Genomic DNA, 24,658 nt, shown 5'->3' on the forward strand with positions numbered 1-24,658 from the left:
GGTTCAATCAGCCTATTGACAACTTCGCAGATGCCTGATATAAAAATGGCGGTATGGGTTCGTTGAGTTCCCATGTAATATTCATTGGTTTAAACCCTTCATAAGATTGAAAGTTCGCCTCTCCTATAAATACAAAGCCTAATTTGTTACCATATTCATTCTCATTCTCCTCGCGAACGAAGAGGAGTATTTTTTTACCTTTTTGTTTGTGTTGGATATAGCTTAATCCCCTTCCTCTGTCTGCTCTAGAAGAGTTTTGAGTCTGCCAATGAAATAGTCTCTCATTGATTGCATAGTCAATGTACATGGTGGTTGGTGAATAATGTTCATTCGACTTATTCAAATTGATGAAAAGAATTTCTGTATTCAAATCACTATTCTCAGCCACACCCTCTCGATTAGATGACTTGGATTCAAAAGTACTAAAGCCAAAAGCAGCAAGAATCTGATCTCTAGTATATCTACTATGAACCTTCAATGGCTGTTCATAAGGAAGATTTATTTCCAACTCCATAAAGCCTATCTGATCCATTCTAATCTCCAAAACCTCAACCATTTCTTTAACCATGCTTTGATTCCTTCCAATTGCCTTAATACTTTCTTCCAAAGACTTAAAGCCACCTGCATTCTGCCAAAAATCATAATGAAGCATCAAGCACATAGTCTTTTCTACTTCATTTAACTCATCAAATTTAACTTGAAAGTCTTTCCGAGCTAGCCCGAGGATAAACTTAAAATAGGAATAAGATTCAGTAGAAAGCCATTTTTTACCTACACAACTCTGCCATTGCTTTTCATTAATTAAATCAGGCTCAGTTACCATCCCAGCTTCATACATAAGTCTCTGCCACATGCCTCTTTTATAGATCGTTTCTAGAGGAAATTGATGGAGTTGAATAAAGTTTTTGAGGGTTAGTGGCAGGGTACATTGATGTTGAAAGTTCCGAATTTTCTGGATCAATTGATTTCGATTCGGACTGATCGAAGCCCTAATGTTTTTTAAAATGGTTTCTCTAGCTTGCTTTTCTAAAATAATCGAGCAACCTAATGGAACATGCTGAAAATTACGCTCCAATTCACTTTTGATAGAGGTATTTGTCTTGCCGATCATTGCTCGGAATTTACCTTCAAAGTCATATTCTGATCTTGCATTTCCCACGAAATCCAATACAGTCAAACAATCCTTTTCATCTGACAATCGTAGTCCTCGGCCTAACTGTTGTAAAAAAACAGTTAGACTTTCTGTAGGCCTTAAAAATAAGACCGTATCTATCTCTGGAATATCTACTCCTTCATTGAAGATATCTACTAAAAATAAGTAGTTGATTTCCTTCTTCTGGAGTCTATTTCGAATATGTTTGCGGTTATCATTTCTATTACTGACCAAGTAATCAGCTTTTAATCCAGCTAGGGTGAATTTCTCCGCCATAAACTGGGCATGCTCTTGTGTGACACAAAACCCTAAAGCTCTTACTTCTTGAATATCGGTCACATACTTATCTAATGAGTCAATGATATTTCCAACCCGCTGATCATTGCTGGTGTAGAGGCTACTAAGCTCTGATGGCATATATCGACCCCTAGACCAGGAAACATTAGATAGGTCCACTGTATCAGAAATCCCGAAGTAATTAAAAGGGCTAAGTAGTTTTTGATTTAGAGCTTCCGGAAGCCTAATCTCCGCCGCGATATGATTACAGAAATCTTCCAAGATATCGGCCCCATCCATTCGTTCAGGTGTAGCAGTTAGTCCAAGTAAAATCTGAGGAGTAAACTTATGGAGAATAGGGCGGTAGCTATTGGCAGCTATGTGATGAACCTCATCAACAATTATGAAATCAAAGTAGCCTGCAGATAATTCTAAACCTTCCAATCTATTGTTAAGCGTTTGGACCGATGCAAAAACCTGTCTGTATTGTGTTGGTTCTTCTCCATCTACCCAAAGTTCGCCAAAATTGTTATCCTTTAGTACTCCTCTAAAAGCTCCCATGGCCTGCTGAAGTATTTCCTTTCTGTGAGCAACAAATAGTAATTTAGCTGTTGGGTTTTTCTGATAGAATCGTTTGAAATCAAAAGCTGAAATAATAGTTTTTCCAGTTCCAGTGGCAGCTACTAACAGATTTCTATATCTACCATGTACAGTTCGCTCAACTTCCAATTTCTCCAATATTTCTTCTTGGAAGGTATAAGGTTTAAGATCAAAATAACCAAGATTAACTTCCAAAGCGACTCCACCAGCAAAACGACCTTCTTTAAGTGCTACTTTCAGTTTTTCAGAGTGTCGAGTATGATCGTAAGTTTCGAAATCTTTGCTATTCCAGTAGGTGTCAAATGTATGCTGAGCCGATTCTATGACTTGAGGTATTTCCTTATTGCTCAGTTTTACATTCCATTCCAGACCTTTGGTCAAAGCGGATTTCGATAGGTTAGATGAACCTATATATGCAGTATGGAAACCCGTGTTTCTATAAAAAAGATAGGCTTTGACATGTACACGTTCATTCTTGGTATTGTAAGATACCTTCACCTCTGTATTGGGTAGATTAGCTAGGAATTCAACGCTTTTAGCATCTGTAGCTCCCACATAGGTGGTGGTAATCAATCGAAGTTTACCTCCTCGATTAGTGAATTCTTCTAGCTGTGGCATTAAAAGTCTCAGTCCTTCCCATTTGATAAAAGATACTAAGAAATCAATGCGATTTGAAGAACTAATTTCTTTCTGTAATTCCCCATCCATCTGAAGTTTCTTGGGGCCACCACCTCCGGTGATCAGGGAACTGAAGATCAATCTCGATTCAGGAGTGATGCTTTTGAGAAACAATTGAAAGTCTGAAACCCCAAGATCTAGTCTAGAATAAATTGCAGTCAGTAAACTAGTATTCAGCGCCAGCAGATCTTGATCAAATTCCTCTTCATCCAGTTCCTGTTTGATCAAAAGGATGATTTTATTGACTAGTTCGATTTGTCTTAGCACAGCATCATCACCAGAGAGATAGGAGAGAGCTCTTTTGAGTACTACCGAAAAATATTGGGAAAGCACATCCTTTGCTTCTGCTTTATCAATGGGTTTTTGATCTACAAAAAACACCTCTTGATCCAGTTCATCAAGCTTTGACTGCACCAGCTTGGATATCAGTGATTCATAAATTCCTTCTTGCATTTTGAAAAAGTTACCTTGATGAAGTCATTTTTCTACTTTGAAATAGACTAATTCTTTCGATTTATACAAAGGGTGGTAGTCTTTTATCACTATTTATTTAAGCAATGCTAGAATTGATAAATCCTAAATTCTAGTTAGTTTGGTATTCGAAGAATTTTAATAGATGAATCTAGAAAGATTTTTAATTGGCTTAACCAAACTCAAAAGAGGCTCAACTCCCTATGGACTTGCTCCCCATAAGCCCATATTACTTTTGACACTTCTAGATTTACTAGATATGGGATATGGTGCTGATAACAAGTTTTATATTGATAATATTTTAGTTTGCACCTTCCATGAAAATTGGGATATATTAGCCTCAGATGGCTTTATAGAAGATTTTACCCTTCCATTCTATCACCTACAGAATGATAAAATAGAAGGTGCTTCTTTTTGGTTTTTAAAAACCATTCCGGGACATCAGATAACTAAACATATTCAAAGTATTCAGACTCTTTCAGAAATGGTAGAATACGCATGCTTATCTGAACCATTTTTCCAGATGTTGATTCTTAAGGAAAATAGAGATTCTATGAGAAATATGTTGGTGAAATTCTATTTCCCTTCATCAAGTGAGCACTATTTTAGAGCGAATAGGGAACAAGGAAAATACTTAAAAGAAGTACAGCAGTATGTGCTCAATGAAGTTCCTAAAGTAATGCGCCTGCAGGTCGCAGAGGAAGAAGTGGTGTATGTGCGAAATTGGACTTTTAAAAAGTTGGTACCTAAAGTGTATCAAAGCACCTGCGCCATTTCAGGAATGAAAGTGGGTTCAATTAATGGAAGATCTCTGATAGATGCTTGTCATATTGTCCCTTTTAGCCAAGACCAAGATGACCGAATTTCTAATGGAATTGCCCTATGCCCTAATCTCCATCGAGCATTCGATAGCGGGCTAGTCTCTATAGATCAAGATTATAGAGTCTTGGTTTCAGATCAGGTAATTGAGGATCGATCTCATCCTTATGGATTAGCTGACCTAAAAGGGAGGAAAGTTATACTTCCTAAAGAAAAAAAAATTTGGCCAAGTCAAAGGAACTTGGAAAGGCATAGAAGTATGAGTTTTTTGAATTAAAAGTTTAAAATTATTTAAAAATACCCTGTATAGGGTATAAAATTTATTCTAGTTTTTAGGTTCTTTAGTTCTGAATTTGAAGGAGAAAAAGCAAGCTTTCTTCAAATCATTATAAATTAACTAATTAAATAAATTATGAGTAAATTTTTAACTGGAGACGATTTAATTGAAGCAATAGATGACATTATTTGGGACGCTCAGTCTATCCTTATGATTGTATCTCCTTACATTAAATTGGACGAATATTTTAAACGCCTTTTTGATAACCATATCAGAAAACCTGAATTGCACATCATTTTAATTTTTGGAAAAAATGAACAAGAGGTAAAGCGGAGTATGAGCAAAGATGACTTCGATTACTTTAAAAAATTTCCTAACATCAGTATTATTTATGTTTCAAGCCTTCATGCAAAATATTATGGGAATGAAAGTAGAGGTGTAATCACATCAATAAACCTATATGACTTCTCCTTCAAGAACAATATAGAATTTGGTGTTTTTTCTGAACAAAGTGTTTTAGATAGATTTAAGCAGACTGCAGATAACTCTGCTTGGAATGAATGCTTCGAAATTGCAGAATCGCACGCTGCAATTTTTATAAGAAGACCTGTTTTTGAACATAAGCGATCCTTAATATCTAAAAGCAAAAATTATTTAGGGTCAGAAACACTACTTGACGAGACCGATCGCTTTTATGGTTATTTCAAAAAGAGGAAATCTTCAGAGAAAAAGTTTATAGAATATCCAACAGAGCTTGCTTCGGACACAATAATTGAATCAAAACCAACTAGGGAAAAGGAAGATCTTCCTGTCCATGGATTTTGTATCCGAACAGGTGTACAGATAAAGTTTAATCCAAATCAGCCTATGAGCAAGTCTGCTTGGAAAAAGTGGAGTGAGTTTGGAAATGAGGAGTATCCGGAAAAGTTTTGCCATAGGTCCGGAAAGCCTTCAAATGGCAAAACATCGATGAAAAACCCTGTTTTAGGTTAATTCAAATTAAATTGAAAGTAGCAAGTGTTTAAAAAAATCTTGAAGAAGTTATATTAAATTCATTTAATATAACTTCTTCCTTCCTAAGCCAACTCCCTTAAATCCACAGGCACCACTCTGGAAACTCCCGCTTCGATCATGGTAATGCCATAGATAATATCCGTGCTAGCCATTGTGCGCTTGTTATGGGTGACGATAATAAACTGGGACTCGCCGCTAAACTGCTGGATAATCTGGTTGAACTTATCAATATTAGCATCATCCAGTGGGGCATCCACCTCATCAAAAATACAGAAAGGCGCAGGCTTTAATAGATAAATAGAAAAGAGTAGGGAAGTAGCTGTCAGCGTCTTCTCACCACCAGAAAGCTGGTTGATCGTCAACGGTCTCTTACCTTTTGGCTTGGCCATAATCTCAATGGCAGATTCCAATGGATTGTCTGGATCCACTAACTTCAGATCGCAATCATCCTGCTCGGTAAAGAGAGAACGGAATACTTTGACAAAGTTCTCCTTGATCTTATCAAAGGCATCCAAGAAGGTTTCTTTGGCCACCTGATCGATTTCCTTGATGGTATTTAAAAGAGACTCCTTGGCATTTAGCAAGTCCTCTTTTTGTGTGGTGATAAAGTCATGGCGAACCTTGATCTCATCATAAGCCTCCATCGCCATTGGGTTGATTGGGCCGATTTTCTCCAGCTTCTCCTTTTGCTTACTGACCAAAGCTCTTAAATCCTCTTCTTTAAACTCCAGGAAGGCTTCATCCAATTCCGGATTTTCTTCCATCAATTCGTCTAAATCCAACTCAAACTCCACAGAAAGCCTTTCTTTCAGGCCCGTCATCTTCAGCTTGGTCTCATTGATATTATTTTGAAGTTCATGAAGTAACTCATCATGGGCTTCTTTGCCTTTCTGTAAGGATCGGATTTGCTGATCAGTTTCATCAATCTGTCCGCGGCTAGCATAGTAATCCTTTTCTGCCTCCTGCACTCCGTGCTCTATACCTTCTTTCTCGGAATACAGCTCGATCAGTTCATCATCCTTCACCTCATTGTTTTCCAATAAGGATTTGATTTCCGTATCCAGATTGCTGAGTTCAGCCTGAGATTTCTCAATTCGTTCTTTCGAACTCTCGTAGGCATTTTGTTTAAACTCGATTTCTTGATCCAAGCTATTTACTCGGTTGAGCTGCTGATGATATTGGATATTTTCTTGGTTGAAAGCCTGAGATTTTTCTGTCAGCTTCGCAGTCTCCTCTTCCAGAGTTTCATTCAGTACTTCCAAGTCCTCCTGATCAGATTCATAGGCTGTTTTCTGTTCGGAAAGCTGAGGTTGAATTTCTTCCAAACTCTCCTCCAAGCTGGCTATCCGATCCAAAATATCCTCACGCTTATTGGCATTGCTACTCAGAAGTTCCGCCAACTGCTCCTTTTTGGTGCGAACAGAAACATAATTCTGATTAATCTCATTGATCTTTTGCTGGCTTTCTTCCAAGACTTTTTTGTAGCTGACTTCTTTCAGCTTCATCAGGTCAGAAAGCTTTTGATCCAAGTTGTTTCTTGTGGCAGAGACCTTCTTGTTCAGTTCTTTGATCTCTTTATCCAGCTTTTCTAAGTTCTTGGCTCTACCAATTCTTTTTCCTTCGAAAAGCCCTACAGAGCCCCCAGAAAGAGAGAATTTACGTTTGGTGAATTTGCCGCTTTCGGAAATAAATACCACATCCTTGTCTTCCGGAAACTCCTTTAAATCTCCCTGAACGATGTAGACATTATCCAGAATGAAATTGATTAGACGACTGTATTTGACATCAAACTCAATGATCTCTGTGGCAGGAATAGCATTAGAAAAAAGCTTCGTCTGACTGGGTTTGAATCGTTCGAAATGCTCCAAAACAAAGAAATTGGCCTTTCCTCTGGCCGAATCGCTTAACAAATGAATGGCAGCAATCGCTTGTGTCTCTGTTTCCACCACATAATAATTCATATAACCTTCGAGGAAATTCTCGATGGTGACACGATACTTTTCATCCGTGGTCAACAAATCGGAGAGGAGGGGAACGTCTTTGCCCCAGGAATTATTCTTTTTTAGGAATTTGATAGCCTCAGGAAATCCTTCCAGATTCTCCACCAAGGATTTGGTCAGGTTGAATTCGTTTTGTTTGGAGTCCAACTTTCTAGAAGAAGTGGTCAACTCCTCCCGGATCATTTCGATCACGCGGTTGGTATCTTCAATCTTGCTGTCAAGATCTTCTTGCTTTGTTTTTACTGCTTCATATTCTTGGGTTGCAGCATCCAAATCACCCTTGAGTTGGATTAACTTCTCCTCAAAATCCACCAAATTGGCCTCTTGAGAGGAATCATCTGAGGAAGTTCGCTCCAGTTCTTGTTTGAGGGTAGAAAGCTGAATCTGCTTGATTTCTTGCTCCTTTCCCAATTGGTACACTTTCTCTTTCAGTTGCTCAAAAGAGGCATTGAGAGTTTTTTGTTTTTGCTGATGCTCCGTATGAATGGCCTTCTGGCTTTCATAGGCCTCCCGAAGTTCTGTTACTATCAGCTCTTTTTCTGCCAGCATTTTGGCTGCAGATTCCTGCTCATGCTTCAGAGAACGAATGGAGAATCCTGCACGATCATTGGATTTACGATCTGAGTCGATTTGTTCTCTTAATTTTTGGGAACGGTCTTCCAAGAAGCGTAAACGCTCATTTTTGATTTTCTTTTCAGATTCAAAAGAGCGGATTTTATTCACATGATCATTGAGAGTTTTCTGACGGGAAGCCAAAAGTTTTTCCTTGCTGATCAAGTCAGATTTTAGCTGATTGAGCATAGCTTCCTGATCGGCAACTTTGGTTTGAAGCTGCAATTTCCGATCATTTTCCTCTTGGATTTTTTTATTGGTCTCAGCGAGTGAGCTTGTGTATTTCTCAATACTTTTCTTGGCCAAGTTGATGCTGGCAAGCTTGTATTCCTTTTTGATATCGAAATATTTTGCTGCTTGCTTGGCCTGCTTTTCAAGGCTTTTGAGGTTTTTCTCAATCTCATAAAGCAAATCTTCCACCCGATCCAAATCCCCATCGGTATCTCCCAGTTTTCTTAGGGTTTCTTTCTTGCGGGTTTTGAATTTGGATATTCCTGCTGCTTCCTCAAAAAGGTCTCTTCGGGAATTGTTTTTATCATTCAGCAGCTCATCGATCATTTTCAATTCTATAATGGCATAGGAATTCGAATTGATTCCTGTATCCATAAAGAGGTTGGTAATGTCTTTGAGTCGGCAGGTGACTCCGTTTATTTGGTATTCACTATCACCTGATCGATAGTATCGACGGGTAATGGTAACGTGGGTATATTCAGTTGGAAGAAGGTTTTTAGTGTTTTCAAAGGTCAAAGATACCTCGGCAAGGTTGGATGGTTTTCGGGTTTTAGTACCGTTGAAGATGACATTTTCCATCTTATCAGAGCGGAGCATACGGGTTTTTTGTTCTCCCAAAACCCAGCGTATTGCATCTACGACATTGGATTTCCCGCAGCCATTAGGGCCGACTACGCCAGTGATTCCTTTATCAAAATGAATCACCATTTTATCACCAAAACTCTTAAATCCCTTGATCTCCAGCTTACTAAGCAGCATCCTTCTATATTAATCTGAAATAAAGAAACAAAATAAGATCATTTGGCAGATTGTCCAAGGATTTAGTAAATCTAAGGGGGATTTTATAAGTTGGTTTTCATTATTGTTCTCTTAGGGTATTGAATATTTCAGAGACATTTTTTTATTCTTGTTCTTTTGCCTTGATGCAAAAGAACTAAAAAATCAAGACACAGCTAAGCTTCCACCGCACGTCCCAACAGCACTCCCCGCGGCTGTGTCCTCCTAACGCGCTTTCAACAATAAACCTTAAATAAATCAAATCGATCAAAAACATTGAAATTCCTAAAAATAATACCGACTTGAAAGAGAGTTTAGGGAAAGGGATTTTGCCTGCCTGACGAGAGACAGGGGTACTTTTGGCCTCAAAAGTACCATAGAGCTTTATTCAACTGTGGGTTAATCATGAATAACAAAAAGGATGGATAAGCATTTTTTCATTCTTTATTCCTTTAAATAAAAGTACTAAACTCGAACATATTGATAGGAAAAGCTTAGGCAAAGACTTCACCGCATAGCTTAATAGTTTTAATTCCCAGCTGCGTCCTCTAAACCCGATTTAGATATAAATAAAAAAATGGGTAAGGAAGATGAAATTAACTTTATAACACTTGGAGATTAAACTTAAAGCAAGAACCAAAAATCAAAATATTAGTTTCCTTGTCAAGAAATTCAATTAAATTCAAGCTATGGACTTTGGAAACATCATTTACCTCATAGCAGTAATCGGCTACTTCATTTACCAGATAAGCAAGAATAGAAAATCTGGGCAAAGTCCTGAGGGTACAGAGCAGGAGGGAGAGACTCCTAGTAGACCTACAACCTTTGAGGACTTGATGCGAGAGATTCGCGAAGCACAAAATCCAGAAGCTGCCAGACCTAAGCCTCAGGCACCAAAACCTGAGCCTGTTTATCAGGACAGAAGGTACCAAAGAGAGGAAAAAGCAGATGATGAAATAAGCTATTATGATGGGGCTTATGAGAAAGCTAAGTCAGCGGCTCAGAAAGCCGTTCCGATTTCTCAAATAGATTTTTCTGATGTAGGGCCTGATTCCATCGAACCGGTAAAAAAGAAAAAAGTCAATCGCTATGCTGAATTGATGAAAGATCCACAGTCCGTAAAAGATGCGGTGGTACTCTCTGAAATCATCAATAGAAAGCATTTTTAATCCGAAGGCTTTTCAATTCTTCCTTTTAAACTTTCGAATCCAAAGCTTCCCTTTTTCCTCCTCTTCCAGCAATTGATAATTCATGGCTTTAAGCCAACTTTCCAATGCATCCACATCTTCCTGTTCCTTGGGATAGGCATGTTGATAATAATGATAAATCAGCACCTGTAATTCCTCAGGTGGATCTTGACTCAAACTTTCAACTTCTTCCAAAGAATATAACTTTTCTTGTGCTTCTAAATTCTCTGGAATTAGGACTTCTTTACTAAAGTGAATAAAATTATTAGTAATAATAATATCCTCTTTTTCAGACGATTGAGTGATATTAGTTAATTCATCAATTAATGAAGGATATTGCTTGAGTTGGTTTTGATAATAGATGGAATAAATAGCTGGAGTAAGTAAAAGAAAGCTTAAAAGCAGCCATTGAATCTTACGTTTTTTAATGAGGAGTAAAGGGAAGAAGCAGGAAATAAAAGCAGCTTGTTTTAAGTCAAATTGCAAGGCTGCGAGGATTACTCCAAATCCCAAAGCGATCAGGATAAATCTTCTCCATTTTACGGATCCTTGCCAAGCATCCCAACCTATTGCTATAAGAAATGCAAGGATTGGAACGAGGATAATTAAATGTCTTGGATTTAAGTAAATAGGGTTGTAAAAAGCAAGAGTAGAGCTCATAAACCAAAAGCCAATCATCAGGCACAGAAAAGCAATCGAAGACTCGAAATATATCGGCTTTTTATGTTTCAGCCCCTGATATACTGCTGGAATTGCAAATACTATCCAGGGCCAATAAGCTCTTTCCACAAAAGTTTGAAAAGGCAAGATCGTTAACCTTTCCATAATCGACCAGAAACCTTTGTCTGCATAGGTGTATTCGGAAATGTAATGGCCGGCATTGATTGAGGTCACTCGGTAAAAAGGATCTCCGAATTTGGCCCAGAAGTACCCTAAATAGAGAAATGCTGCTAATACTGAAAAAATTAAAAAGGTTAAATAAAAGCCCTTTCTAACCGTGTTTGACTTATGATCAATCCAATAAAGAATTAGGGGTAGAGGAAAAAGGAAAATGATAGTTTCCTTAGTAATAAACCCTAAAGTAAAGGCGATCATCAGTAATTTTCCGCCGGTTACGGAATTTGTTTTACGAATGCTTGCACCAAAAATAGCCAATGCCACACAAAAGACTAAGAGACCGTCAGGATATACTTTGGTTAAGAAATGAAGGAGGTAAACTTGGGTCAAAAACCAAAGTGAAAACAGAATTTTTTCTTGGTTTGTGGATAGGAGACTATAGAGCAAAAGGTAAGCTCCAAGGTAAGCAAGGAGTGAAATCAAAGAAAAAGTATGGGCATCAAAGCCAATCAGTAAGCCTGCCAATCCTGCAGGAATATAGGCTCCCCAACGACTGGAAAAATGATAGGAATTCACCTCCATGGTTCCATTCCAGAAATCTCTACCAGCTAACATGTAATACACGTCATCGCTAAAGGTGATACCATCAAATCCAAAAATCCAATAAAAGATCAAGAACAAACTTCCCAGCAGAAGCGGCAGATTTTTAGGGGAGTTAGAAAGTTGGTTGGTTTTTATCATGAAGGAGGTAAAAATAGGGAATTTTGTATACCTAAGTTCCTATTCCATGAGGGAATAGATTTCAATTTTATAGGATTGGTGAAATATGATTTTAAATATTTAAAAGTTATAGCAATTTCATTTTTGGAGAAGGAATGAATCCCCCTAACCCCCTTTATAAAAGGGGGAGTTGGCGAAGGTCGCTTAATTCGATCTTGGGAAAATGATGGGGCTTTTATTGATGTTTATATGTTTTTGTACTAGTTTTTAATTAAAACCTAACTTCATTTTTGGGAAGGTATCAACTCCCTTTTGTAAAGGGGGAGTTGGTGAAGGTCGCTCAATTCGATCTTGGGGAAATGATGAGGCTTTTATTGATTTCTATATGTTTTTATACTGGTTATTAATTGAAACCTAACTTCATTTTTGGTGAAGGTTGAACTCCCTTTTGTAAAGGGGGAGTTGGTGAAGGTCGCTTAATTCGATCTTGTTGAAATGACGAGACGTTTATGGATTTCTATATGTTTGGAATATTGGTTGTTAATTAAAACCTAACTTTATTTTTTGGAAACGGATCAACTCCCTTTTGTAAAGGTGGAGTTGATGAAGGTCGCTTAATTCGATCTTGGGAAAATGATGGGGCTTTTATTGATTTCTAAATGTTTTTTTACTGGTTGTTAATTGAAACCTAAGTTCATATTTGGAGAAGGATCAACTCCCCCTTGGCAAGGGGGCTAGGGGGATTGTTTAAAATTCCTTATTTTAACTAAATGTATTTTTTACCTTATAACCGCTCCCTGAAAGAGTTTTCAAGAGAGCTAAGGAATCACTCCACATTGTCTGAGATATTGCTTTGGAATAAATTAAAGGCTAAAAACTTCCGAGGTTATTCTTTCAACCGGCAAAAGCCTTTAGGAAATTATATTGTTGATTTTTATTGTAAAAAATTGGGTTTAGTTATTGAAGTAGATGGTGATTCTCATGTACACCCGGAAGCAGTTCTGAAAGATAATGTAAGACAGAAAGTGCTTGAAGACTTAGGACTAGAATTTTTTAGGATTCCTGATGCTGAGATCAAAAGACAAATGCTGGAGGTACTTGATTCTCTAAATAGGTTGATAGATAAACTGGAGGAGGAAAAAGGTCTTGATAAGACTAATTTTGTTTGATTTTTGAAATCCCCCTTACCCCCTTTATAAAAGGGGGAGTTGGTGAAGGTTACCTAGTTTAAGACTTGAAAGTATTATGGTGGCTTTTATTGATTTCTATATGTTTTTATACTGGTTGTTAATTGAATCCTAATTTCATATTTGGAAACGTATCAACTCCCTTTTGTAAAGGGGGAGTTGGTGAAGTTCGCTCAATTTGATCTTGTTGAAATGACGAGACGTTTATGGATTTCAATATGTTTAGAATACTTGTTGTTAATTGAAACCTAAGTTCATATTTGGAAACGGATCAACTCCCTTTTGTAAAGGTGGAGTTGGTGAAGGTCGCTTAATTCGATCTTGGGGAAATGATGAGGCTTTTATTGATTTCTATATGTTTAGAATATTGGTTGTTAATTAAAACCTAACTTCATTTTTGGAAAAGGATCAACTCCCTTTTGTAAAGGGGAAGTTGGTGAAGGTCGTTTAATTCGATCTTGGGGAAATGATGAGGCTTTTATTGATTTCTATATGTTTAGAATATTGGTTTTTAATTGAAACCTAAGTTCATATTTGGAAACGGATCAACTCCCCCTTGGCAAGGGGGCTAGGGGGATTATTTCTTTCGACAATTTGCGTCAAAAACTTTCTAACTCAGATTCCATTCCCTAGATTTAAATTCTAATTTTAACGATATGGCTCAAGCAGGAAAAATCGAACAACAAAAAATCCTTAGGGTTTTTAAACTCATTAACCTTCTACAGGGAAACATTGGGAAACCTGTACATAGACTTGCCGAACTACTGGAAACGGATGAACGAACCATTTATCGTTATTTCAAACTGCTGGAGGCTTTGGGTTTTGAAGTCATTAAAGAGTTTAGCAAATATAAAATTCAACAAAGACCAGGCATTGATCAAACACTGAACTATGGTACGTTCTCTCAAGAAGAAAGCCAGTGGTTAAAAGCTTTGATAGAACGACAAGGAAAAGGAAACCTCCTGCATGATTCCATCCTGCAAAAGCTACAAGTTAGGTCTGAGGTAAAACAAGGAACGGAACAGCTTTTTAAAGCGAACCTAAGCCGATTGGTGGATGAAATTGGAAAAGGTATTCAGGATAAGAAACAGGTCTGGCTCAAGGATTATTACTCCTTAAGTAGTGATACTACCAGTGATCGATTGGTAGAGCCTGTGGCATTCTCCAGCACTTATGAAAGTATTCATGCTTTCGAACCAGAGAGCAATAGAATGAAAGTATTTAAGATCGAAAGAATTGGTGAAGTAGTGATTGCTACTCAAGGTTGGAAGTTTGAAAAAAAGCACCAACTACCGGGGACTCAACTTTTTGGATTTACAGGTAAAAATCGTTTTAAAGTGAAGTTGAAACTGTCTAAAAAGGCTTACCAACTGATGATGGAAGAACATCCCAATGCAAGACCCTTTATGGAAGTTAAAAATAGGAATCAATTCTTTTTCCAAGGGGAGATTCCTCATTTACCAGGATTAGCACGTTTTATTTTAGGTTTGCCGGGTGAGGTAATGGTAGAAGAAGGAGAGGAGCTAAAAGCCTATTTAGCAGAGCAGCTCGAAAGAACTTTTAGCTAAGGATTTCTTTATTTTTTCGATTTCATTAGAAGGATTTACATTGATTATTTTTAACTTATTGATAATCAGTAAACAAAAATATTTTTCTAATGATCAAACTACACAAATTATCCTTAGGGCTGTTTTTTTTAGCCCTTATTACTTTTTCCTGTAAGCAGGAAGAAACGCCAATGGATCCTCAGTCAAAATTGGAGGAAGAGCAACAAAAACTAATTCCAAGTTCGGAAATTGATCAAATCATCTTAAAATCCCTTCAGGAAACGGGTGATTTTCTTTGGATGGACCAATCCGATCAATTGATTTGGAGTGCTTTGGTTCAAAGTGATTCGGTATTAACAGTAGGCTATAGCCCAGCCCAACTAGAAAGTCCCAATTCCAGAATTGGTATTGAATCCGTGCAAGATCCTAATTGGCAAGCGAGTGCCTTAAAAGTATTAGATCGGGTTCAAGAGACCTTGGATTTAAACCAGAGTCCAAATGCCAGACAGGTGATAATGGATTCACAAATTCATGAGGATTTGCCTTATCTAGAGGTCAAAGTTAGTAGCCTGGAAGTGCTTGTTAATTTGAGGGAAATGGCTGAGGTTAGGTACTTCGAACCATTGAGTTATGAGTTCGACTACCAACTTTTGAATCAAGGTCAGGACGCACGGTATTTCTCAGATTCTGGCTGTTCAAATGATCCAGAGCCCAATTTACCTAGTTCCGACTATTCTATTGTTTCACCAAACGCCAAAGCATCTTGGGATTATCCTCAAATGGGAATTTCTCAAGCCTGGACCCAAAGTACAGGAGATAATATCACCATTGGCTTAATTGATACTGGGGTAAGCCCGAATCAGAGCTTATTGGGTTCAGGCTTTGAAAGTGGGGAATCAGCCAATAGAACGATTCAGAAATTCGGGACTTATAAAACCGGCTTTTGGTGGTGGAAGAAGTACGATGGCCCTAATGATCAATGTGGTCATGGAACTGCTATGGCTGGAGTAATTGCATCACCAAGAAACAGTGTTGGGAATATGTTGGGCGTTGCTTATGATGCCAACCTTATATCTGTTCGTGGCACCAGTGATGTCATTGTGAATTCCGGTAATGAAAAAGATGGGGTGGCCGAGGCATTGGTATTATTAGGTAAGAGATCAGATGTAAAAATAATTAGCATGTCTGTAGGTGATGTATTCTCTAATTCCAAAGTTGCGGATGCCATTCGATATGCCTACAACCGTGGAAAATTAATTATGGCGGCTGCTGGAACATCCACTTCTTTTACCAATTGGTATGGAGTAATCTTTCCAGCTAATATGAATGAAACAGTGGCTATCACTGGAGTGAAAGAAGGAGCAGGATATCAGCGTTGCAATACTTGTCATTCCGGTTCCCAAGTGGATTTTACAGTCATTATGGAAAGAGCTGGTTCAGAGAATAAGCCATTGAGTTTGGCATTTTCTGGTAATGACCCTTCCACCGTCGGTGGTTCTTCTGTAGCCACTGCCACTGCCTCTGGAATTGCTGCATTACTATGGTCTCAAAATCCTGGATGGAGTAGAGCCCAGATTTTGGATAGGTTGACTTCAACTGCTGATTTATACCCCAACAAAAATTCTCAGTATGGATGGGGGAATCTGGACGCTGGAGCGGCATTGGGGGTTTATTAACAAAGATAACGTCTATCTCGCTGAAGGCATATTTCAGCGACCGAAGGAAGCTGTATCTCGCGAAACCTAAAAGAATAAAGAAAGATAGCTCCGCAGATATATAAGATATTGGTAAAGCCAAGATAGGTTCTATCTCGCCGAAGGCATATCTCAGCGACCGAAGGAAGCTGTATTTCAGCGAAGCAATTTTTAAAAATAAAAAAGCCCTGAATCAACCGATGATTCAGGGCTTTCCATTAAAATTTAGACCTTAAAGAGTCTTCGTTATTTTATCAATTTTTTTTGAAAGGGAAGTAATTGCTTTTGCATAGCGAGAATCCCATTCATCTAATTTCTCAGTTCTATTGATTGCCACCTCATATTGGATACCGGGAAGAATCCAGGAAGCATAGCCAGAGAAAGGATCATTACAAACGTATAGGGACTTATACCATTCTCCATAATACATTCCTTTTGGATCTATCCAGCTTTTCTCCAAGCCAATCAATTCTTCATTGATTTTCTCCAAATCTTTATCTGAAACATTACCACTAATCATGGCAGCATCCAAAGCTTTTTGATATTCCATGGAGCTGGCCTCTAACATTTCCAAGGCTTTACTAGACTTTTCAAATTTCTCAAAATCTGGTGCAATGGTCTGAACCTTTTTCAATGCATTTTCGAAGTGACCTTCCAGATCCTGCGCATATCGAGGAACATCGTAAGGGATCACATCTCCATTGGCTAATCTCAAGGCTACCAAGCCAAATACTTGCGCTACGGTTCCTCCCAATTTAAAACTTGGTTCTACAAACTTGCTGTAATAATGGAAGTTGTCATAGTTAGAATGGTAAGCGGTCAAACCACCTGTTCCGCCACCTAAACTAGGAACACCAACATGCATGTAAAAGGCAATATGATCTGATCCACCGCCTAGATTACCCATTCTTGGTTCATCATTTTTACCTGCCCAAACCTCATAGACGGTTTTAGATGAATCTGGAAAAGCAACATCTTTTGCAGCATCCATGATGATCTTTTTCAAAGTTGGAGCTGCAGAAGCGCCAAAGTTTCTACCATTCACCCCTCCGTCAAAGTTCATATAAGCAATAGCATTTGCTTTTAACTCATCTCTCATATGTTCTACCCATTCAGTAGAACCAATTACTCCTTGTTCCTCGGCATCCCAATGACCGATCATTATAGATCTCTCAGGGGCTTTTCCTTCCTTCACCAATTTACCAATAGCCTCAGATAGGGTAAGTAGCATGGCTGTTCCAGAATTTGGGTCAGTAGCACCAAAACTCCAAGCATCAAAATGGGCACCTAAAATGATCCATTCGTCAGGGTATTTGGAACCTTTGAAAGTACCCACCACATTATTGGCACGGATAAAATCAACTGGCTGATCTACCATTACTCTTACTTGAAGGTCTTCTCCACCTTCGATTTTATAGTCGAAAGACAATCCACCTTGCCATTCTTCAGGAACGTCCTGTCCTTTCATTCTAGAAAGAATCTCTTTTGCTGCACCATATCCAATAGGAGTTACTGGGATGGTATGAAAGTCTACATCTTTAGGATCTAGTCTATCTACCTTTACAGGCCCGTCTAAAGGCAATGCAGGCTCATTGGGTGTCAAGGGATCTCCTGTCCAATCCAAGGTCAACATGGACCCTCTTTGGATGGTAGTTTCATTGTAATAAGGTCCATCAGGATAAACATCACCTCTGGTGTAGCCATTGTCTTTAGGATCGGTATAAACTACCAATCCAATTGCTCCTGCTTCTTCAGCATACTTTGCTTTATAACCACGGAAATTACCTCCGTAACGAGCGATAGCCACTTTTCCAGTAAGATCAACGCCCATTTCCTTGAGTTTTGCAAAGTCTTCTCGGGTACCATAGTTAACATAAACAACTTCTGCTGTCACATCACCAGATCCTGAGAATGCATTGAATCCTAAATACAATCTATCATCCGCAGAAAAGGGATCTTCCTCCAATATGGCTTCCTGCTGTGATAAGGTCATTTTTACAGGAGAAACAATTTCCAGATGCGATTCACCCGGGTGATTGGGAAGATATACATCATAAGGATATAGCTTCACATCCATTCCTGCCTCAGACATGATTTTGGACATGTATTGCTGTACCAGTTCGTTTTCTGGAGTCCCAGCAATGTGAGGGTTTTTAGTGATTTCTTTCAGGTGTACTTTGAAACTACTAAAATCTACAGCCTCTAGAAATTCACTTTCCAAAGCTTTTTGCTTCTCCTGATTTTTCTGGAAAAAGCCATCCTGAGCTTGGGCTGTAAACGCCAAAGCCAAGGTCCCAAAGACGAGGGATCTTTTAAGGTTGAAATTTAGTTTAATCATTTTTTAAAAGTTCTGAGACGGAAATTACTCCATCTGATTGATTGTTGATGATTCGTTTGGTTCTTAGGTATCGATTGAGTTCATACTCATCGAAATTGGGGCTATTTGGGTCAAAACTTGAAATTCGTACTCTTCCTCGGCTATGGATAAATTCACCATTTCCTATCCACATACCTACATGGACTACGCGCTCTTTTTTCTCTTCTGTGCCTTTCACTCCGAAGAATAAAAGATCTCCCACCTCAAGCTTATCCCAGTTTTTGTCTACATCTATCAGTTCTCCTTCATTTACCTGTTGGGAGGCATCTCTAGGGATTATTTTTCCATTGAGGTAATAGATCGTCTTGGTAAAACCACTACAATCTACTCCTTTTATAGATGTTCCACCCCATAAGTAGGGCACACCCATCATTTGCTTGGCAGTGGAAATTAATGCTTCTGGTTGGGTGCTTCTGGTTTCATTCCAGTGCTCCCAAGTATCTAAGTTGGAATTGTCTACCCACCCAGATCTACCATCAGGAAGGGTTACATGAGTCATTTCTTTATGGATTTCTCCCACTACCAATATATCTCCGGCAACTAGATCTGAAACCATTTCAGATTTGCTTTCATCTTTCCATACATGGCCTGTCAGAGAGGTGAAAACTACTTTGGGAAGAGTGTACCAAGTCTCTAATTCAGCTTCTGTCATTTGATGGATTCCAGCTCTATCCACCCAAGAAAGGTATCCATCTGGTGTTTGTACCAAAAACCATCCATCATCTTCCTTCAGGACTTTTAAGGGTGTTCCCATTAAGGCTTGGGTACCTAGCTCAGCAGAATGTCTGGGATTACTTCGGATATTGGCAACGGAAATAGTGACTAAGGCTCGGGTTTGATCTCCCAACTCTGCCTCGGGCATTTGTTCTACAGCATTCGTGTAGGAAACTCCCTTTTCATTGAGCTCAGCTAAAAAGTTAGCAAGCCCAACAATTTGATCAGTTTCTCCTTTTAAGGAGTCGTTTTCAAATGTAAGGTCCCATCGTGCCACTCTACGGTCTGGAGCAAGTTCAGCCCTATAGTTTTCAATTAATTGGGTTACTTCTTCATTGTGCTTTTCCTGGCAGGCGAAACCTAGATAGAGTAGGGGGATGATCAGTATATAACTCTTCTTCATGCTGAAATATACTTCAAAAGAAAACCACAAGAAACCCCAACATGATAATGTGAGGCTTCCTGTGGTTTATTTGGTTTTATTCTTATTTATTTATGCTCTTCTAAACCAGGAGATCTATCCAAAAACTCCTGATATAATCTGATGTGTCTGTTTGACATTGGGATTCTATATCCGCTAATGAAAACATGGATGATGTCAGACTTGGTCTCGAAAGGATCACCTGTTGCCACAATTAGGTTGGCTACTTTCCCTTCTTCAATTGATCCATACATATCAGATACACCGAAGATTTCAGCGGGATTGATCGTCACTGCCTTCCAAGCTTCTTCTTTGCCCATGCCATAAGCAGCAGCAAATGCAGCGTGGAAAGGTAAGTTTCTTACATTCTCCTCTTCATTGGTTCGGATGGCAACTTTCACACCAGCTTTCGCCAGTTTTCCAGGGTTTGCATATGCCGCATCGTATCGATCCGACTCACGAGTAGGTAGTTCCTGAACAGGACCGGCAATCACAGGAATACCAGCTTCTGCGATTTCATCAGCTACTCTCCATCCTTCAGCAACACCAGAGAAGATAAATTTACCTTCTTTACCCTCAACCCACTTAATGGCGTTTTGGATATCTCCAGCAGCATTAACTTCAATCATTAATGGTAGTTCACCTGAAGTCACCTTGGCCATTTGTTCGATTTCTGGATAGTACTCTAGCTCCGCACCATTTTCTTTCAACTTGGCGAAAGTCTTCGCTTTTTCCCAAACATCATTTGCCTCTTTCAAGGCCTTTTCATTATCCTTTTTGATGTCATCATCTGATCTTCTATCCCATCTACCTCTTCTGGCAGAAGAAGGAAAGTTCATCACTACAGCTTTGAAACCACCGTACATTTGATCTGGAGTATAACCCAAAAGGTTGATCAAAGCAGCTGTTCCTGGGAATAAACCTCCTGAAGGAACCGTCATTACAGTAGTAACACCAGAAACTCGAGTTACAGGAATTTCCTGTGAGTTGGGGTTAACTGCAGTAAGTGCCTGCATATTAGGAGTGATATTGCCCACTTCAGCATAATCATTCGTCTCTGCAACAGAGCTTACTTCTACCAAACCTAGACGGGTACCACCATCAATCATCCCAGGGTAAATAAATAGTCCTGAGCAATCAATTACCTCAGCACCATCAGCGCTGACATTGGTTCCCACCTGAATGATTTTTCCATTTTCCAATAAAACGGATGCATTCTCCAAAGTGCCTTTAGTGATAGTCACCACCGTAGCATTTTGAAGTAAAAACTTTCCTGTTCGAGGTTTTACAAATTCCCCGTCAATTTGAGCCATTGCCATGAAGGGCAAAAAGGCCATCAGGAAGGCGAAAAAGGCTTTTGTTATTCTTTTCATGTCTTCTTTTGATTAGGGGAATTAATAATTGGTATTGAATAAAGTTTCAGAAATGTCAGAGAAATTCAACTCAACACCCTGCAAACATCTATGATCTTCTTCAGATAAGAATATAGGCTCTACCATATCTGTAGGGCTTACTTTCAATCGCTGATCATCCTTATCTTCTTCTATATCAAAGTATTTTACACCATCAACATAGGTCTGTTGAGGAATCGCATATACAGAAAGTGGATGACCTTCAAAAATCACCAAGTCGGCCTGCTTACCTTCTTCAATAGAACCTACGATATCTGAAATACCCAATTGACGGGCTGGATTCATAGTAATCATAGAAAGTGCTTCTTCATCAGTCATTCCACCATATCGTTGCGTTTTAGCAGCTTCATGGTATAGGTGACGGATCAATTCAGCTGAATCAGAGTTGATAGAAGTGATTGCACCATTTTTTGTCAAAATAGCTGCGTTGTATGCAGTAGAATAGTACACCTCAAATTTATAAGCCCACCAGTCTGCAAATACAGATGCTCCCATGGTGTACTCAGCGATTTCCGGAGCCACTTTGAATCCTTCATTGGTATGTTGGAATACTAGTTTACTGATACCGAAATCACGTGCTACATTGATCAACATATAAATCTCATCTGCACGATAGGAGTGACAGTGAATGATGATCTTTCCATCTAAAATATCCACCAAAGTCTGTAGTCTTTCGTCATATTCAGGAGCCTCAGCAGTACTTCCTTTTTGAGAAGAGGCAGAATTATAATCTTCCCAAGCTTTCTTATACTGAAGTGCTTCACTGAAGCCATTTCTTAGAATTGCTTCAACACCCATTCTAGTTCTTGGCTGAACGCCTTTTCCTCTACCATGAACACGTGTTGGGTTTTCACCCAATGCAAACTTGATAGTTCTTGGAGCATCTTGCATGATGATATCAGCAGGATTAGATGATCCATAGCGGTGCTTCAACGTTACATTTTGACCACCTACTACATTGGCAGATCCGTGCATCGCGTGAGAAATAGTTACACCACCTGCCAAAGCTCGGTAGAGACCAATTTCATATGGATTTACCATGTCGCGCATTCTTACTTCTGCTACGATAGGAGCAGTCGCTTCATTTACTACATCCAATGCTACGTGAGAGTGTGCATCAATAATACCTGGCATTAAGAATTTGCCTGTGGCATCCACCGTTTCCACTCCAGAAGGAGCAGATATATCTTGACCGATTTTTTTGATGATACCATCTTCAACCAAAACATCAGAGTTTTCTAAGGTTCCGTTGGTAACAGTTAAAACCGTTGCATTTTTTATCAAAACGCTACCCTTTGGCGTTTGAGCTGAAGCAAAGCTAAAACTCAATCCCAAGAAAGCAGCTAGAAAATATTTGAGCTTTTTCATGTCTTTACTTGTTTGCGATTAGGGTTGGGTTAAGTGTAGCGCTGAATGGGAAAGTCCCAAATTGACCTACATTCATGTTGCCTTCAAAACTGCTTCCATCTACTTCTCCAGAAACAGTTACTGTTAATGACATGCCTCCAGCGGCCACATCAAAATCAAAAGATAGGTTTGAACCATCAACAGTTACATTTTTAATGTCTGACTTGGCAGTTCCATTTCCTGAAGGGTCATCATAGGTGATTGATCCGGTAAAATCGGAGCCATCTTGACTGATTTCTAAAACTCCTCCTGATTTTCCAGCAGGAGATTCAGATGTATAGTCCCAGTTTCCGGCTACTTCTACCTTATCACCATCACTGCTATTCTTTTTCTTCTTTGCTTTAGTTTCATAATCATAAACATAGCCATCCACAACGACATGTTTCACTTGACTGTCTTCGCTAAATAATGAATCAGTAGTGATAACCAGATTTGCCAATTTACCTTTCTCTATACTTCCAGCAATTCTATTGATACCTAAGATAGAAGCAGGATTAGTGGTCAATGCTGCCAATGCAGCTTCTTCAGATAGCCCATTTTCTATTAGGGAAGCCAAAGTCTTTTTCACATCTCCAGCTTTCGTGTTTACCACAGAGAAACCAAATGCGATACCTGCTTCTTCTAATAATGAAGCCTGCTTTAATGCACCTTCGTATGCTTCTTTTACTCTAGCATATTCTTCTTTTACAGACTCCTTAGCATCCTCTTTTTGAGCTTTGATTGCTTTATCATCAGGAACTTCAAGGCTGATCAATACTGGGACATTTGCTTCTTTCAAAACATCTATCACGGCAGAATAATCATCTAAACCTGTAAGAATCAATTTAAAACCCAGTTCTTTCTGAAGGCTAATTGCTCTTCTCACTTCCAGGTCATTAGATGCCTCAAACATCACTGGTACTTCACTGTTGATGACATCCATCATAGCAGAGTAAGTAGAAGTTTGCTCTGGGCGTGTTGAACCTGATACAGTCTGGAATTGATCAGCTCGTTGTTTGGTAAGCTTGGTGTTTTGATACACATCTCTAAACTTAGCCATCACACCGACAGCAGTACCTGGATAAACACCTCTTGCGCCACTAAAATTTGCAGCTAAGGCAGAATTTGTTTTTAGGACATTGGTAGAATATTCAGAACCCAATAGAACAATAGCGGCTTTACCAGCTAACATCCCACCATCAGGTAGAATTTGAGCAATTGTAAAGCCTGCCTTTCTAAAATCTTCTACTTGGCTGGATTCAGCTGAATACTGATCTAAAGCCGATCTCCAAGGTGTAACTCCTGCAAAAACATCGGCAGGGTCAGTAGGATTAAAATCTTTGGGTCTTTCAGGGTCATCTGGCCTGGTGATACCAGCTTCACTTGCCCCTGCAATAAACCCTGGGTAAATAAACAAGGAGTCTCCGGGAACCACTTGTGCTTCCATAGGTAAGCTTAAGTTGGATCCTACTCCTGCTATTACTCCGTCCTTGATTAAGACGGTAGCTTTGGTTCCTGCTTTACCGGGTGCGGTAATAACAGTAGCATTGATTATGGCATAAGTACTAGTTACTCGTTTCTTTCCACTGGGGTCGCTTTGTGCAAACAAAGAACCTGTAGAAATCCATCCAGTAACCATTAAGCCAAGAACACATGCCTTTAGTAGTGTTTTTTTCATAAAGTTGATGGTTTTTCCTTGTAGCTAAGCTAACAAATGGCTCATCACAATCCTTTGAGAATTATTTTTTATAAGTATTTTTTTGATCAATGGCTAGTAAAGAGGGGTGAAGGACTTTTTTGAGTGTAGGAAATACAAAGTGCAATGAAAAAAATTATGTGGTTGGTAAATCCTTGTTGTATTTATAACTAGTATATTAACTTTAAGCACGAGTTCACCCTTAGAATATGAAAAAAATCCTGATTATTGAGGATGATTTATTGATTTCCAGTCTTGTCCAATTCCGTCTTAAAAAAGACGGTTATGAGACCCTTCTTGTCCAAGATGGAAATGAAGGTGCGAAGGCTATTGGAAATTATGATCCTGATCTTATTATTACAGATGTGATGATGCCTTTTAAAAGTGGAATCGAGATTATTCACTTTGCCAAAAAGACTAAGCCGGATACCCCTATCATAGTCCTTAGTTCTCTTGGTGAGGAGGAAAAAGTAGTATTGGAAGCTTTTAATTTGGGAGTTGCAGATTTTATCCCAAAGCCATTTAATCCTAATGAGTTGGCGATTAGAGTAAAACGTGTACTGAAATAATAC

At 38.9% G+C, this 24,658-nt stretch carries 15 protein-coding genes; 7 read left to right on the top strand and 8 right to left on the bottom strand.

Features of this window, described 5'->3' with window-relative positions; all coding sequences use genetic code 11:
* Nucleotides 1–7: 7 nt before the first annotated feature.
* Complete coding sequence (locus tag ALPR1_RS10885) at nucleotides 8–3,160, bottom strand: DUF3427 domain-containing protein (protein WP_008200677.1); 3,153 nt, start codon at nucleotides 3,158–3,160, stop codon at nucleotides 8–10.
* 163 nt (nucleotides 3,161–3,323) lie between these two features.
* Here ALPR1_RS10885 and ALPR1_RS10890 point away from each other — a divergent pair, with 163 nt between their 5' ends.
* Nucleotides 3,324–4,274 (top strand): HNH endonuclease, encoded by a 951-nt coding sequence (locus ALPR1_RS10890; RefSeq protein WP_008200678.1) that lies wholly within the window; start codon nucleotides 3,324–3,326, stop codon nucleotides 4,272–4,274.
* A 135-nt stretch (nucleotides 4,275–4,409) separates the two neighbouring features.
* Nucleotides 4,410–5,267, top strand: coding sequence for a phospholipase D-like domain-containing protein (locus ALPR1_RS10895; protein ID WP_008200679.1), 858 nt, complete (start codon nucleotides 4,410–4,412; stop codon nucleotides 5,265–5,267).
* Nucleotides 5,268–5,350: 83 nt separating this feature from the next.
* Here ALPR1_RS10895 and smc read toward each other — a convergent pair whose 3' ends face one another.
* On the bottom strand, nucleotides 5,351–8,890 hold the full coding sequence (gene smc, locus ALPR1_RS10900; RefSeq protein WP_008200680.1) for a chromosome segregation protein SMC: 3,540 nt from the start codon (nucleotides 8,888–8,890) through the stop codon (nucleotides 5,351–5,353).
* A gap of 707 nt (nucleotides 8,891–9,597) precedes the next feature.
* Here smc and ALPR1_RS10905 point away from each other — a divergent pair.
* The gene (locus tag ALPR1_RS10905; RefSeq protein WP_008200681.1) at nucleotides 9,598–10,077 is read left to right on the top strand and encodes a hypothetical protein; all 480 of its coding nucleotides are present in this window, start codon (nucleotides 9,598–9,600) and stop codon (nucleotides 10,075–10,077) included.
* A 12-nt stretch (nucleotides 10,078–10,089) separates the two neighbouring features.
* Here the strand turns inward: ALPR1_RS10905 and ALPR1_RS10910 are convergent, their stop codons facing one another.
* Nucleotides 10,090–11,673 (bottom strand): hypothetical protein, encoded by a 1,584-nt coding sequence (locus ALPR1_RS10910; RefSeq protein ID WP_008200682.1) that lies wholly within the window; start codon nucleotides 11,671–11,673, stop codon nucleotides 10,090–10,092.
* A 749-nt stretch (nucleotides 11,674–12,422) separates the two neighbouring features.
* On the opposite strand from ALPR1_RS10910, the gene ALPR1_RS10915 reads away from it, so the two are divergent.
* The 3 genes from ALPR1_RS10915 to ALPR1_RS10925 all read left to right on the top strand — a co-directional run bounded on the left by ALPR1_RS10915 (nucleotide 12,423) and on the right by ALPR1_RS10925 (nucleotide 16,062).
* On the top strand, nucleotides 12,423–12,821 hold the full coding sequence (locus ALPR1_RS10915; RefSeq protein WP_008200683.1) for an endonuclease domain-containing protein: 399 nt from the start codon (nucleotides 12,423–12,425) through the stop codon (nucleotides 12,819–12,821).
* Between the two features lie 674 nt (nucleotides 12,822–13,495).
* Nucleotides 13,496–14,407: a helix-turn-helix transcriptional regulator gene (locus tag ALPR1_RS10920; protein ID WP_008200685.1), complete on the top strand. Its 912-nt coding sequence runs from the start codon at nucleotides 13,496–13,498 to the stop codon at nucleotides 14,405–14,407.
* Nucleotides 14,408–14,496: 89 nt separating this feature from the next.
* Complete coding sequence (locus ALPR1_RS10925; RefSeq protein ID WP_008200687.1) at nucleotides 14,497–16,062, top strand: S8 family peptidase; 1,566 nt, start codon at nucleotides 14,497–14,499, stop codon at nucleotides 16,060–16,062.
* A 250-nt stretch (nucleotides 16,063–16,312) separates the two neighbouring features.
* Here the strand turns inward: ALPR1_RS10925 and ALPR1_RS10930 are convergent, their stop codons facing one another.
* The 5 genes from ALPR1_RS10930 to ALPR1_RS10950 form a co-directional block, all read right to left on the bottom strand.
* On the bottom strand, nucleotides 16,313–18,418 hold the full coding sequence (locus ALPR1_RS10930) for a M28 family peptidase (RefSeq protein ID WP_008200688.1): 2,106 nt from the start codon (nucleotides 18,416–18,418) through the stop codon (nucleotides 16,313–16,315).
* Nucleotides 18,411–19,574, bottom strand: coding sequence for a C40 family peptidase (locus ALPR1_RS10935; protein WP_008200689.1), 1,164 nt, complete (start codon nucleotides 19,572–19,574; stop codon nucleotides 18,411–18,413). The genes ALPR1_RS10930 and ALPR1_RS10935 overlap by 8 nt, the downstream gene beginning before the upstream one ends.
* A gap of 86 nt (nucleotides 19,575–19,660) precedes the next feature.
* Nucleotides 19,661–20,965, bottom strand: coding sequence for an amidohydrolase family protein (locus ALPR1_RS10940; protein ID WP_008200690.1), 1,305 nt, complete (start codon nucleotides 20,963–20,965; stop codon nucleotides 19,661–19,663).
* A 21-nt stretch (nucleotides 20,966–20,986) separates the two neighbouring features.
* On the bottom strand, nucleotides 20,987–22,372 hold the full coding sequence (locus tag ALPR1_RS10945; protein WP_008200691.1) for an amidohydrolase family protein: 1,386 nt from the start codon (nucleotides 22,370–22,372) through the stop codon (nucleotides 20,987–20,989).
* Nucleotides 22,373–22,376: 4 nt separating this feature from the next.
* Nucleotides 22,377–24,068, bottom strand: coding sequence for an amidohydrolase family protein (locus ALPR1_RS10950; RefSeq protein ID WP_153231801.1), 1,692 nt, complete (start codon nucleotides 24,066–24,068; stop codon nucleotides 22,377–22,379).
* Nucleotides 24,069–24,295: 227 nt separating this feature from the next.
* On the opposite strand from ALPR1_RS10950, the gene ALPR1_RS10955 reads away from it, so the two are divergent.
* Nucleotides 24,296–24,655, top strand: a complete 360-nt coding sequence (locus ALPR1_RS10955) for a response regulator transcription factor (protein ID WP_008200693.1) — start codon at nucleotides 24,296–24,298, stop codon at nucleotides 24,653–24,655.
* The last annotated feature ends 3 nt before the right edge of the window (nucleotides 24,656–24,658 follow it).

The sequence above is a fragment of the Algoriphagus machipongonensis genome (genome assembly GCF_000166275.1).
Classification (GTDB): domain Bacteria; phylum Bacteroidota; class Bacteroidia; order Cytophagales; family Cyclobacteriaceae; genus Algoriphagus; species Algoriphagus machipongonensis.